Annotated in this window: 12 protein-coding genes and 1 other annotated feature; of the genes, 3 read left to right on the top strand and 9 right to left on the bottom strand. The window is 52.7% G+C overall.

Annotation, left to right across the window (positions count from 1 at the left end; all coding sequences use genetic code 11):
* Positions 1 to 29: 29 nt before the first annotated feature.
* A complete protein-coding gene (locus HVZ39_RS00060; protein ID WP_046276201.1) occupies positions 30 to 746 on the top strand; it encodes a GntR family transcriptional regulator in 717 nt (238 codons plus the stop codon).
* On the opposite strand, the gene HVZ39_RS00055 is transcribed toward HVZ39_RS00060, so the two are convergent.
* The 3 genes from HVZ39_RS00055 to ibpA form a co-directional block, all read right to left on the bottom strand.
* Positions 747 to 2,408, bottom strand: a complete 1,662-nt coding sequence (locus tag HVZ39_RS00055) for a putative transporter (protein ID WP_046276202.1) — start codon at positions 2,406 to 2,408, stop codon at positions 747 to 749.
* A gap of 281 nt (positions 2,409 to 2,689) precedes the next feature.
* Positions 2,690 to 3,118 (bottom strand): small heat shock chaperone IbpB, encoded by a 429-nt coding sequence (ibpB, locus tag HVZ39_RS00050; RefSeq protein WP_003827096.1) that lies wholly within the window; start codon positions 3,116 to 3,118, stop codon positions 2,690 to 2,692.
* Positions 3,119 to 3,210: 92 nt separating this feature from the next.
* Positions 3,211 to 3,624: a small heat shock chaperone IbpA gene (gene ibpA / locus HVZ39_RS00045; protein ID WP_003023882.1), complete on the bottom strand. Its 414-nt coding sequence runs from the start codon at positions 3,622 to 3,624 to the stop codon at positions 3,211 to 3,213.
* Positions 3,618 to 3,690: a sequence feature (ROSE (Repression Of Heat Shock gene Expression) occurs in the 5'-region of heat shock genes and acts as an RNA thermometer to modulate expression.), on the bottom strand. It overlaps the preceding gene by 7 nt.
* 238 nt (positions 3,691 to 3,928) lie before the next feature.
* Between ibpA and HVZ39_RS00040 the strand changes: the two genes are divergently transcribed.
* Complete coding sequence (locus HVZ39_RS00040; RefSeq protein WP_172864455.1) at positions 3,929 to 4,261, top strand: YceK/YidQ family lipoprotein; 333 nt, start codon at positions 3,929 to 3,931, stop codon at positions 4,259 to 4,261.
* Position 4,262: 1 nt separating this feature from the next.
* Here HVZ39_RS00040 and HVZ39_RS00035 read toward each other — a convergent pair whose 3' ends face one another.
* Positions 4,263 to 5,489, bottom strand: a complete 1,227-nt coding sequence (locus tag HVZ39_RS00035) for a DUF3748 domain-containing protein (RefSeq protein WP_049282848.1) — start codon at positions 5,487 to 5,489, stop codon at positions 4,263 to 4,265.
* 99 nt (positions 5,490 to 5,588) lie between these two features.
* On the opposite strand from HVZ39_RS00035, the gene cbrA reads away from it, so the two are divergent.
* Positions 5,589 to 6,707, top strand: a complete 1,119-nt coding sequence (gene cbrA, locus HVZ39_RS00030) for a colicin M resistance lipid reductase CbrA (protein WP_181633081.1) — start codon at positions 5,589 to 5,591, stop codon at positions 6,705 to 6,707.
* A gap of 4 nt (positions 6,708 to 6,711) precedes the next feature.
* Here cbrA and yidA read toward each other — a convergent pair whose 3' ends face one another.
* From yidA to dnaA, 5 genes are all read right to left on the bottom strand, one after another.
* Positions 6,712 to 7,524 (bottom strand): sugar-phosphatase, encoded by an 813-nt coding sequence (yidA, locus tag HVZ39_RS00025; protein WP_016155065.1) that lies wholly within the window; start codon positions 7,522 to 7,524, stop codon positions 6,712 to 6,714.
* A gap of 130 nt (positions 7,525 to 7,654) precedes the next feature.
* Positions 7,655 to 10,069, bottom strand: a complete 2,415-nt coding sequence (gyrB, locus tag HVZ39_RS00020) for a DNA topoisomerase (ATP-hydrolyzing) subunit B (protein ID WP_016157816.1) — start codon at positions 10,067 to 10,069, stop codon at positions 7,655 to 7,657.
* Between the two features lie 28 nt (positions 10,070 to 10,097).
* Entirely contained in the window at positions 10,098 to 11,171 is a 1,074-nt protein-coding gene (gene recF, locus HVZ39_RS00015; protein WP_016155067.1) for a DNA replication/repair protein RecF, read from the bottom strand.
* The gene (gene dnaN / locus HVZ39_RS00010) at positions 11,171 to 12,271 is read right to left on the bottom strand and encodes a DNA polymerase III subunit beta (RefSeq protein ID WP_016155068.1); all 1,101 of its coding nucleotides are present in this window, start codon (positions 12,269 to 12,271) and stop codon (positions 11,171 to 11,173) included. Before dnaN ends, recF begins: the two co-directional genes overlap by 1 nt.
* Positions 12,272 to 12,275: 4 nt before the next feature.
* Positions 12,276 to 13,679 carry a chromosomal replication initiator protein DnaA gene (gene dnaA / locus HVZ39_RS00005; protein ID WP_016155069.1) on the bottom strand — a complete coding sequence of 468 codons (1,404 nt, stop codon included), beginning with the start codon at positions 13,677 to 13,679 and terminating at the stop codon, positions 12,276 to 12,278.

The following is a 13,679-nucleotide window of genomic DNA, read 5'->3' as shown; positions in this document are numbered from 1 at the left end:
AGTAATTAAAAGAAAAAAGAGGTCTGGTAGTGATCTACAAATCAATTGCGGAACGACTACGAATTCGCCTGAATTCTTCTGATTACAACATCGGTAGCCCGTTGCCTGGTGAAAAAAAGCTTGCCCAAGAGTTCGCGGTTTCACGAATGACGATCCGTAAAGCAATTGATATGTTGATTGGCTGGGGATTGGTCGTACGCCGTCATGGGAGTGGAACTTATGTGGCGCGCAAAGATGTCCATCATGAAACCACAAACCTGACCGGACTGGCGGAAGTACTGAAGCGACAAGGGAAAGAGGTCACCAGTGAAGTACTGGTATTTGAAGTGATGCCCGCACCACCAGCAATTGCCAGCCAGCTGCGTATCCAGATTAATGAACGCATCTACTTCTCACGTCGCGTTCGCTATGTGGACGGCAAGCCGCTGATGCTTGAAGACAGCTACATGCCGGTAAAATTATTCCGTAATTTATCGCTGGCGCATCTGGAAGGGTCAAAATTCGATTACATCGAGAAAGAGTGCGGAATAACTATCAGCGGCAACTATGAAAGTCTGACTCCCGTTCTTGCCGATAAGCAGCTTTCCGCGCAGATGAACGTACCTGAACAGACGCCATTGCTGCGGATTACCTCACTGTCCTACAGCGATAGCGGGGAGTTTTTGAATTATTCGGTGATGTTCAGAAACGCCAGCGAGTACCAGGTGGACTACCACTTACGGCGCGTCCACCCAGACTCAGCCTGACTAACCCATCCCCCAGAAAATCACCGCCAGCAGTTGCGGCGTGATAATTCGCAGGAACATCACCAGCGGATAAACGGTCGCATACGAAAGCGCCGCCGCCCCGCTGGTGGCATGCAGGTTGTTAGCAAATGCCAGTGCAGGCGGATCGGTCATTGAGCCAGCCAGCATGCCGCACAGCGTGAGGTAGTTCATTTTGACGAAAATCCTCGCCAGCAGCCCCACGGTAATCAGCGGAATCGCGGTGATGAAAATACCGTAGCCCACCCAGCTCAGGCCATCTCCCTGCGTCAGGGTATGAACAAAATCACCGCCTGACTTCAGACCAACCACTGCGAGAAACAGCACGATACCCAACTCTCGCAGCGCCAGGTTAGCGCTGGGGGGCATAAACCAATACAGCTTACCAATGCTGCCAATACGCCCCAGGATCAACGCCATAATCAGCGGCCCACCGGCCAGCCCCAGTTTTAGCGCCACCGGGAACCCCGGAATGAATAGCGGGATTGAACCCAGCAGAACACCCAGCCCGATCCCGATAAATACCGGCAGCATCTGCACCTGCTGCAGTTTTTGCTGGGCGTTACCCACCACATTGGCAACAGTATCAATCGAGGAAGGTCGGCCGACCAGATTGAGGATGTCGCCAAACTGCAGGCTGGCGTCGCTGCTGGCTACCAGCTCAACCCCCGCACGGTTCAGACGGGAGATAACCACGTCGTAACGTTCTTTGAAATGCAGGTCGCGGATTCGTTTCCCCAGCACCTGTTCGTTGGTCACCACCACGCGCTCAACGCGTAAATCGGTGCCTCGCGTCGACAGCGATGTGTCCACCTCCTGCCCAATCACCACCTGCGCATTGTGCAGATCAGCAGGCTGACCAACCAGGTGTAGCAGGTCGCCCATCTGAATAATCGTCCCCGGCGACGGCACCATCAATGTTTCTTCACGTTTCAAACGTGAGCAGATGATTTTGTCGCTGTTCAGGATTGGGACATCCTGAATCGCCATATTGTTGAGGTTCGGGTTTTCCACACGGATATTCATCGTCTGAATCAGCGCGTGTCCGTTGGTCAGCGTGGATTCATGCTGATGGGCTTCGGCATCGACGTTAACGCGAAAAATAAGGCGCATCAGCCACATAGTGAGCAAAATACCGCAGATACCAAAAGGATAAGCCATGGCATAGCTCATCCCCATCTGATCCACCACATCAACAGGAGTACCCAGATCGCGCAGAATCTGCTGCCCCGCGCCTAACGCCGGAGTATTGGTGACCGCACCGGAAAAAATGCCCAGCACCACGGGAAGGGGAATGGCAAAAATCTTATGCAGGATCGCGGTGACCAGGCCACCCATGATAACAATCAGCACGGCAAACAGATTCAGCCGTAGGCCCGAAACGCGCAGTGACGCAAAAAAGCCCGGCCCCACCTGAATACCGATGGTGTAGACGAAAAGAATCAGGCCAAATTCCTGAATAAAATGCAGCATGTCGCCGCTCAGGGTCATCCCTGCCTGATCGACAAAATGCCCGACAATAATACCGCCGAACAGCACGCCTCCGATGCCAAAACCAACACCACGTATTTTTATGTTGCCGATCCATAATCCGACAACTGCCACCATTGCCAGAACGCTGACCGTCAATGCTATATCACTCATTTTCCTGTTCCCTGTGAATAACATTTTATTTAACGAGGATTATGACTGAACCGTTCAGGCATGAATGCAGAGTGGCGCACATTATCATGCTACAGAGCGCCCAGGAGCGCTTAAGAAGAGCGTTCTTTACTGTTTTTCTTCACGTCGATTTGAAATAGCTGAATGCTTTTTTCTGGCAAGGGCAGCGCTTCCGGCATCCTGCCCTCCCAGATCATAGTTTCATGTGGGCTGAGGCACAAAAAAGCCCCGTCATTTCTGGCGGGGCAAAGGCATGGAGCTATTTAACTGTCTAATGCGGGACGTTCGCTGATGGCGATACGTTGTGGAGCGATGGTTTCAGGTTCATTCCGGGTCAAATCGATATGCAGCAAGCCGTTAGTGAAGCTTGCGCCGGAGACTTCCATATTTTCAGCCAGCGTAAAGCTCAGGCTGAACGGCTGAGTGACCAGCCCCTGATGCAACCATTTAGTCTCTTTTTCCGGCTGCTGCGGCGTACCTTTCACGGTCAGGCGCGTGCCTTCCAGTTGAATATCCAGATCTTCCTGGCGGAAACCGGCTAACGCAAGGGTAATGCGGTAGTGGTTATCATCGCTCTTTTCGATGTTATAAGGCGGGAAGCTCTGGCTTTCGCCCGTGTTTTGCAAGGCATTGGCCAGTTTGTCAAAACCGATCCATTGACGCAGCAGTGGGGATAAATCGTAGTTACGCATAATAATCTCCTTCTAAGAAGCGAGTAAGTACCTTTTGGCTCCCTGACGGCAAGCCGATTGCTTAGCAGGGCCGCCTGAAGCGGCCCACAGAATTAGTTGATTTCGATGCGGCGCGGCTTATTCGCCTCGGGAATCACGCGTTCGAGATCGATATACAGCAGACCATTCACCAGGTTCGCGCCGCGAACATGAATGTTCTCCGCTAACTGGAACTTACGTTCGAAGTTGCGCTCGGCAATCCCCTGATACAGGTAAGTACGTTCTTTTTGATCGTCCGCATGGGCGCCTTTCACCACCAGCAGATTGTCCTGGGCAGTAATTTCCAGTTCGCTTTCAGCAAAACCAGCAACGGCAATCGCAATTCGGTAATGGTTTTCGTCTACCAGCTCAACGTTATACGGAGGGTAGCCGCCATTGCTCTGGCCCTGATTGTTTTCCAGCAGGTTAAACAGGCGATCAAAACCAATAGCAGAACGGTACAGCGGGGATAAATCAAAGTTACGCATAATCAATAGCTCCTGAAATCAGCGAGAATAATAGACCTTCCATCATGGACAGGTCAGGTAGCCAGGACACCCATCAGGCATGCCCTTCATTTGTCTACACTCTAAAAATGGGTCTTAATACAAACTTTTCAAGCGTATTCATCTGACTTTTTTTGCAGTTTGTTGTCTATTGCATACACTGGTGGGAGCAGTTGTTATCGTTAAATCGCGATAGCCGCCACAGTGTGACGAAATGGTGATGTTATTTTCGCAACGGATCGCTTTAACTCACCATGCAAACACAATAAATACAGATGAAAAAATGATGATAAAAAAAATGTTGGTAACACTGACAATGTGCAGCGGGATGGCGTTTGTGAGCGGCTGTTCCAGCATTATGTCGCATACCGGAGGCAAAGAAGGGACGTATCCTGGCACGCGCGCCAGCGCCACAATGATTAGCGAAAGTGATACAAACTGGGGAACCAAGTCACTGGCGATTCTGGATATGCCGTTTACCGCAGTACTGGATACAGTATTACTTCCGTGGGATCTCTTTCGCAAAGATAACTCGGTGAGATCCCGTGTAGAAAAAAGCGAGGAGAGAACGCAGGCCGCGAACGCCGTTATCCCTCCGGCTGAAATGCCTGCTCCTTAAGTTAACGCCCAGTCTCTGTTACCCACAGCTGGCGGAAACCCTCGACGTCTTCCATCCACGCAACCTGTCGACCATCAGGAGAGAAGATGATCGCATCGCCCGATGGTGGGTTGCCGTGACGGTCCGTTAAAAAATCAACCTCTCCTGTCTGAGCATCACAACAAGCAATTTTGTTATCCAGTACAAACCCCAGCCATTTCCCTGACGGATGCCAGTTGAATGCTGACTGAATATCCGTGGCGCAGCGGGTAAGCTGACGTGGTTCTCCTCCTTGTGGGGAAATCAGCCACAGTTGCACAATGCCGACGTCATCACGCATTAAAAACGCAATCTCAGATGCCTTTGGATTACTGCGCACCCAATGGCGCGGCTGATTTACCAGACCGGGAAAGGCGCGCGCATGAGTAAACGTCAGGCGGCGTTGATAAATACCGAATGGCGGCGCAGGCATTGTCGCCTCAGTGCCCTCCAGCGGAGCGTCGCCCGGCTGTTTCCAGCCGCTTTCATCCTGTGGTAAATCAACAATAAATAACTCCGGCACTTTCTCGCCCGTGACTGATAACGTATCACCGATAAACGCCAGTCTGTTTTCCCCTACCCAGCCCTCTTCATAGGCGCGGTTAATCTCATCGCTACCCGGTTTAGGCGTGGGTGTCGTCTGGGTTACCAGCACGCACCAATGGCTCCCGCTGTACTCACGGGGATGCTGCGCGGAGACCGTCACCGGACCATAGGGCGCAGCCACACCGACATTGCGTAGATCCAGCGCCGGTGAGCGCTCATGCAACACATGGTCGTTATAGGTGAAACTGACAAACTCGCCACTCGGGCTAAATACATGCACATGACTACCGCCACGCAGCGCGCCCGGCGTATATGGGGCGGTAATATCCATTGCATCCAGATTCTCCACTTTTGCCTGCGTAGCTATCACCCCACGCCGATGATGGAAGTCGTAATGCCATGTTTCATCAGGATTTTCAGGCCCATGAATAAACACATATTTTTCCGACTTTGGATGAACGGTCACCACGCCAACGTGCGATCCCTGCATGGCCCGATAAATCACCTCCAGCTCGCCAGTATGAATATTGACGCGCTCAATTGTGTCGCCGGTAAAAGAGGCACCGGAAGGGCGCACATCAAAGACCAGCCACTGGCTGTCCGGTGTCCAGGTATTGATATTGGTAAGCTGATGATTACGCGGCGTAAAGGTGATTTGCTTCATGGAATGCCCTGATACAAGACGATTTAAGCAATCATACTTCACAAGCACTTCACTTTCAGGCTTTAGCGTATCGCCATCTTCATTTTTGCGGACAGAAAGATGGAACATTTTGACGTAGCCATTATCGGGTTAGGCCCGGCAGGCGCAGCGCTGGCACGGCAGTTGAGTGGAAAAATGCGCGTGATCGCGTTGGATAAAAAACACCAGTGCGGCAACGAAGGTTTCACCAAACCCTGCGGCGGTCTGTTGGCCTCGGATGCCCAGCGTTCGTTTATCCGCGACGGGATAACCTTACCCGTTGATGTCATCGCTAACCCACAGATATTTAGCGTTAAAACGGTTGATGTTGCAGCCTCTTTGACGCGTAACTATCAGCGCAGCTACATTAATATCAACCGCCATGCTTTTGATTTATGGCTTAAATCTCTCATTCCTGATGATGTACAGGTGTACCACGACAGCCTGTGTCGGAAAATCTGGCGCGAGGGCGATAAATGGCATGTTATCTTCCGCGCCGACGGTTGGGAGCAGCAGATCACCGCGCGTTATCTGGTGGGAGCCGACGGCGCGAACTCATTGGTACGCCGTCATCTCTATCCCCGGCACCAGATCCGTAAATATGTTGCTATTCAACAATGGTTTGCGGAAAAACATCCCGTCCCGTTCTATTCCTGCATTTTTGATAACGACGCAACCGACTGTTATTCCTGGAGTATCAGCAAAGATGGCTATTTTATCTTTGGCGGTGCCTACCCGATGAAGGACGGTCAGGCGCGCTTTGACGCGCTGAAAGCGAAGATGGAAGCGTTCCAATTTCAGTTCGGCAAACCGGTGAAAAGTGAAAAATGTACGGTGCTGTTTCCTTCACGCTGGAAAGACTTCGTCTGTGGCAAGGACAACGCATTTTTGATTGGCGAAGCGGCCGGTTTTATCAGCGCCAGCTCACTGGAGGGGATTAGCTATGCGCTGGACAGCGCGGAGGCGCTCAAATCTGTATTGTTGCGGGATGCACCAGATATGAATCACGCTTACCGCAAAGCCACCCGCAAGTTACGTTTCAAACTGTTTGGCAAGATCCTGAAAAGTCGGGCCCTGACGTCGGCGTTTTCCCGTAAATGGATAATGCGCAGCGGCGTCGCGCATATTTCTCAAGGTGACCACTCAGTATCACAAATAATTGCTGAAACAGGGCAAACGCGCCAAGGCATTTGCCCATAACATCTTATTTCAGCGCAAACTTCTCAATGGCATACGCGACGCCATCTTCAAGGTTAGATTTCGTCACAAAGTTGGCGATTTCTTTGACTGACCCAATAGCGTTGTCCATGGCAACGCCCACGCCTGCGTATTCAATCATCGCGATGTCGTTTTCCTGATCGCCAATCGCCATCACCTCTTCAGCTTTTATACCCAACGCATCGGCCAGCGATTTCACGCCAGTCCCTTTATTGACGCGTTTATCGAGGATTTCGAGGAAATACGGTGCACTTTTCAGCACGGTGTACTTCTCTTTTACTTCCGCAGGTATGCGCGAGATAGCTTTATCGAGGATCTCCGGCTCGTCAATCATCATCACTTTCAGGAACTGGGTTGCGGGATCCATTTTCTCGGCTTCACAGAACACCAGCGGAATCGTCGCAACAAACGATTCATGCACCGTGTAGTAGCTGATATCACGGTTCGCGGTATACAGGGTGTTGCGATCGAGAGCGTGGAAATGCGAACCAACGTCCCGGGAGAGCTGCTCCAGATAACGATAATCATCATAGCTCAACGCGGTTTGCGCGACAGTACTGCCATCCCCTGCTTTCTGCACTAGCGCGCCATTGTAGGTAATGCAGTAGTCACCGGGTTCTTCCATATGCAATTCTTTCAGATAGCTGTGGACGCCGGCATACGGGCGCCCCGTGGTCAGCACCACATTTACGCCACGCGCGCGCGCTGCGGCAATCGCCGTTTTGACCGCGGGTGAAATGGTGTGATCGGGCAGCAGAAGTGTGCCATCCATGTCGATAGCAATAAGTTTGATAGCCATGAGTTCCCCGGATTAAATGAGTCCGTCCTCATGCTAACGCGATTCCGCTCAAAAAACAGCTACGAAAAGGGGGATAGAAAGGGGAATCGAGATTCCCCTTTTGCAGGACGGTTGTAGATCTGGGTGCAAGTTAGATATCGATGTTCGCCGCTTTCAGGGCGTTTTCTTCGATAAACGCGCGACGCGGTTCAACGGCATCGCCCATCAGCGTAGTGAACAGCTGGTCGGCGGCAATCGCATCCTTCACGGTAACGCGCAGCATACGACGGCTTTCCGGATCCATGGTGGTTTCCCACAGCTGATCCGGGTTCATCTCGCCCAGACCTTTATAACGCTGGATAGCGAGGCCGCGACGTGACTCTTTCTGCAGCCATTCCAGCGCCTGCTCAAAGCTGGCAACCGGCTGGCGGCGCTCGCCACGTTCGATAAACGCATCGTCTTCGATCAGCCCGCGCAGCTTCTCACCGAGCGTACAAATACGACGGTATTCGCCACCGGTCACAAACTCGTGGTCCAGAATATAGTCGGTATCCACACCGTGAGTACGGACGCGCACAATCGGCTCAAACAGGTTCTGCTCTGCGTTGTGGTGGATATCAAACTTCCACAGGCTGCCGTGCTGTTCTTTTTCGTTCAGCTCGGTAATCAACGAATTAACCCAACGGGTAACGGTCTGCTCGTTCGCCAAATCAGCTTCCGGCAGCGTCGGTTGATAAACCAGTTCTTTCAGAAGCGCTTTCGGGAAACGACGTTCCATACGGCCAATCATTTTCTGCGTCGCGTTGTATTCAGAAACCAGTTTTTCTAACGACTCACCTGAAAGAGCAGGTGCGCTGGCATTAGTGTGTAGCGTTGCGCCATCCAGAGCGATAGAAATTTGGTACTGATCCATCGCTTCGTCATCTTTAATGTACTGTTCCTGCTTACCTTTTTTCACTTTGTACAGCGGTGGCTGTGCAATGTAAACGTGGCCGCGTTCCACGATTTCCGGCATCTGACGATAGAAGAAGGTCAACAGCAGCGTACGAATATGCGAGCCGTCGACGTCCGCATCGGTCATGATGATGATGCTGTGATAACGCAGTTTGTCCGGGTTGTACTCGTCACGACCGATGCCACAGCCGAGCGCGGTGATCAGCGTCGCCACTTCCTGAGAAGAGAGCATTTTATCAAAGCGCGCTTTCTCGACGTTGAGGATTTTACCCTTTAGCGGCAGAATCGCCTGGTTTTTACGGTTACGGCCCTGCTTCGCAGAACCGCCCGCGGAGTCCCCTTCCACAAGGTACAGTTCGGACAGCGCCGGGTCGCGTTCCTGACAGTCCGCCAGCTTGCCCGGCAGGCCCGCTAAGTCCAGCGCGCCTTTACGACGGGTCATTTCACGCGCGCGACGTGCCGCTTCACGGGCACGTGCAGCATCGATAATTTTGCCCACGACGATTTTCGCGTCAGACGGGTTTTCCAGCAGGTATTCGCTCAGCAGTTCGTTCATCTGCTGTTCTACCGCCGATTTCACCTCAGAGGAGACCAGCTTGTCTTTGGTCTGTGAGGAGAATTTCGGATCTGGTACTTTCACGGAAACAACGGCAATCAAGCCTTCACGGGCATCGTCACCGGTGGCGCTGACTTTGGCTTTTTTACTGTAGCCTTCTTTGTCCATGTAGGCGTTCAGGGTACGGGTCATCGCCGCACGGAAGCCTGCAAGGTGAGTACCGCCGTCACGCTGCGGAATGTTGTTGGTGAAGCAGTAGATGTTTTCCTGGAAACCATCGTTCCACTGCAGCGCAACTTCAACGCCGATACCGTCTTTTTCGGTGGAGAAGTAGAAGATATTCGGGTGGATCGGCGTTTTGTTTTTGTTGAGGTATTCAACAAACGCCTTGATGCCGCCTTCGTAGTGGAAATGGTCTTCTTTACCATCGCGCTTGTCGCGCAGACGAATAGAGACGCCGGAGTTCAGGAACGACAGCTCGCGCAGACGCTTAGCCAGAATCTCGTATTCAAACTCAACGACGTTGGTAAAGGTTTCGTGGCTTGGCCAGAAACGTACCTGAGTACCCGTCGCTTCTGTTTCGCCGGTTACCGCCAGCGGCGCCTGCGGCACACCGTGCACGTAAGTTTGCTGATGCACTTTGCCTTCACGACGAATCACCAGCTCCAGTTTCTGTGACAGGGCGTTTACTACGGACACACCTACGCCGTGCAGACCACCGGAAACTTTATAGGAGTTATCATCGAATTTACCGCCTGCGTGCAGAACGGTCATGATAACTTCCGCCGCCGAAACGCCCTCTTCCGGGTGAATACCGGTTGGGATACCACGGCCATCATCGGTAACGGACACGGAGTTGTCAGCGTGAATCGTTACAACGATATCTTTACAGTGACCCGCGAGCGCTTCGTCGATAGCGTTATCTACCACCTCGAATACCATGTGGTGCAGACCGGTGCCGTCATCCGTGTCGCCGATATACATACCCGGGCGCTTACGCACCGCATCCAGTCCTTTCAGGACTTTGATACTGGAGGAGTCATAAGAATTCGACATCAACGTTTCTCGCTCATTTAAACTTGGGTTAATCCGTTATTTTACCCTTTTCCACGGTGAACATCTTCGAATTTTTGTCCGACATGTCCAGAACGTGTTCAGCGCTGATTGCGCTGACAAAGACCTGAGATTGCGTCGCTTTTAAGCGGCTGGCTAACAGCCCACGACGGGCATCATCAAGTTCAGAGGCAAAATCATCTATCAGGTAGAGACACCGCCGCCCACTTTCGCGGGTGAGGAACTCCCCTTGCGCCAGACGTAAGGCGCACATCAGCAGCTTTAGCTGCCCACGCGACAACGTGTCTTCCACCGGCGCACCGTCAGCGCGAATGCGAAAATCCGCTTTGTGCGGACCGTGCGCGGTGTAGGTCAACATGCGATCGCGTTCAAAACTGCGTTCCAGCACTTCGGCATAATCGGTCTCTTTCTCCCAGCCGCGCTGGAATGAGAAGGAGAGAGAAAACTCGGGTAGAAACTGCTGACAGGTATCCGCCATATCCTGCGCGATACCGGCGCTGTACTCCGCGCGCCAGGTGCTGATTTGTTCCGCCAGCGGGATCAGTTCTTTATCCCACGGACGCAGTTGCTCATAACGACTCACCTGACGCAGGGCTGCGTTGCGCTGCTTTAGCAGTCGCTTCAGATTGCTCCAGGCGGTGAAAAATCCGGCTTCATTGTGAAAGCATCCCCAGTCAAGGAATGCTCTTCTGTATTTGGGGCCGCCATTGAGTAAAGTAAACCCCTCTGGCGTGATCAGCTGCATTGGCATCAGGTGCGCCAGTTCCGCAACCTTGTGCCCGTCAGTGCCGTCAATGCGCACTTTGCTGTCGCCCAGTTTGTCTTTCGTCAGACCAATCGATGTCTCACGCTCTTCCCCCTGCAAACGCCCGTGTAAAACAAACGACTCCTGCTCGTGGCGAATTACGCGGCCAATCTGCAAACTGCGAAACGCCCGGCCGTGGCCGAGTGTATAGATGGCTTCCAGCACGCTGGTTTTGCCGCTGCCGTTCGCGCCAACCAGGAAGTTAAAGCCAGGGGATAAAGCGAGATCCGCGCTTTCGATATTGCGAAAGTCGCGGATCAACAGACGGGTGAGCGACATTACAGTCTCATTGGCATAACAACATAAGCCGCGCTCTGGCTGGCAGCATCTTCAATCTGTACGCTCGATACGGAATCGGTCAGCAGAATACGAACGTTCTCGCACTTCAGCGCGTTTAGTACGTCCAGTACGTAGCTAACGTTAAAACCGATTTCCAGTTCAGTGCCAGGATAGGAGACATCCAGAATTTCTTCCGCTTCTTCCTGCTCCGGGTTGTTGGCGGTGATTTTCAGCTGGTTTTCACTGACATACAGACGCACGCCGCGGAATTTCTCGTTAGAGAGGATCGCCGCACGAGCAAATGCCTGTTTGAGGATATCGCAACCGGCTTCCAGATGTTTGTCCGGATTCTTCGGCAATACGCGGCGATAATCCGGGAAACGGCCATCAACCAGCTTGGAGGTAAAGATGAAGTCACCCACGTGCGCACGAATGTTGTTGCTGCCAATCTGCACGCGCAGCGGGTTGTCGCCGCCGTCGAGCATACGCATCAGTTCAATTACGCCTTTACGCGGAACGATCACCGAATGGCTGGGTAACTGCTGACCGACAGGCATTGAACAGACCGCCAGGCGGTGACCGTCGGTCGCCACGGTACGCAGCTCTTCCCCTTCGGTTTCAAACAGCATGCCGTTTAAGTAGTAACGCACGTCCTGATGCGCCATCGAAAACTGCGTGGCTTCAATCAGGCGCTTCATCGTGGCCTGCGGCAGCGTGAATTCGACTTCGCTCTGCCAGTCGTCCAGATTCGGGAAGTCGGCGGCAGGCAGCGTAGACAGCGAGAAACGGCTGCGGCCAGACCGCACCAGCATGCGATCGCCTTCCAGTTGAACGGCAATTTCCGCGCCTTCCGGCAACCCACGGCAAATATCGAAGAATTTACGCGCCGGAACGGTGGTCGCACCAGGTTCATGAGGCTGGATCAGCGCCACGCGCGCCACCATCTCCATTTCGAGATCGGTACCGGTCAGAGAAAGCGCACCGTCAGCAACCTGCAGCAGCAGATTTCCGAGAATAGGCAGTGTAGGACGTCCACCCAGCGGGCCGCTGACCTGCTGAAGCGGTTTTAATAAATGTTCACGTTCAACGGTAAATTTCATAGCGTCACGAAGATAATGTTCTGATTAAATTGGAGAAATCTTCTTTAATATCATGGCTTTCTTCACGCAACTGCTCAATCTTTCGACAGGCATGAAGCACGGTAGTATGGTCACGCCCACCAAACGCGTCGCCAATTTCCGGCAGACTGTGGTTAGTGAGCTCTTTTGCCAGCGCCATCGCCATCTGGCGCGGACGAGCTACCGAGCGAGATCGACGCTTAGAAAGCAGATCCGCAATTTTGATTTTGTAATACTCCGCCACCGTCTTCTGAATATTGTCGATGGTGACCAGCTTTTCCTGCAAAGCCAGCAGATCGCGCAACGCTTCGCGCACGAAATCGATGGTAATCGCCCGGCCGGTAAAATTAGCGTTGGCGATCACGCGGTTCAGCGCGCCTTCCAACTCACGTACGTTAGAGCGTAGACGCTTGGCAATAAAGAACGCCACTTCACCCGGCAGACGAATGTCGTTTTCGTCGGCTTTTTTCATCAGGATCGCAACGCGCGTTTCCAGCTCAGGCGGCTCGATCGCAACAGTCAGTCCCCAGCCGAAGCGGGATTTCAGACGATCTTCAACGCCGTTGATCTCTTTTGGATAGCGATCCGAAGTCAGGATGATCTGCTGATTGCCTTCCAGCAGGGCGTTAAAGGTGTGGAAAAACTCTTCCTGCGATCGTTCTTTATTCGCGAAGAATTGGATATCGTCAATTAGCAGCGCATCCACGGAACGGTAGTAGCGTTTAAACTCTTCGATCGCGTTGTTTTGCAGGGCCTTAACCATGTCCTGCACAAAACGTTCGGAGTGCATATACACCACTTTCGCGTTTGGCTTACGCGCCATAATACCGTTACCGACAGCGTGCAGAAGGTGGGTTTTACCCAGACCCGTACCGCCATAAAGGAATAACGGATTGTAGGCGCCGCCAGGATTGTCCGCCACCTGACGTGCCGCCGCGCGCGCCAGTTGGTTAGATTTACCTTCAACGAAGTTATCAAACGTGTGTTTGACGTTGACGTTAGAACGATAGGTAGGTTCTGCCGGTGCCGGGACGTTATCCCAGCCTGAGCGCGCCGCCGGAGCGGCACGTTGCGGTTGCACTTGCTGAGCCACGTAAGCGGGCGCAACAACGTTGTTTACCGGCGTTTTCAGCGTTTGCGTGACGGGTTTAGTACCGACTTCAAAGCGCAGCTGCGGGGCATCCGCTCCACAGAAGTTATTGAGTAATCCATTAATATTATTAAGGTATTTATCCCTTACCCAATCAAGCACGAAACGGTTTGGCGCATACAAAGCCAGCGTGTTATCGCTCAGTTCCGCCTGCAACGGGCGTATCCACATACTGAACTCTGTGGCTGGTAACTCATCCTGCAATCGGGCAAGACACTGCTGCCAAAGCGAAAGTGACAC

The sequence above is a fragment of the Citrobacter sp. RHB35-C21 genome (genome assembly GCF_013816515.1).
Taxonomy (GTDB): Bacteria; Pseudomonadota; Gammaproteobacteria; order Enterobacterales; family Enterobacteriaceae; genus Citrobacter; species Citrobacter braakii.
This window is presented reverse-complemented; position numbering and strand designations above follow the sequence as displayed.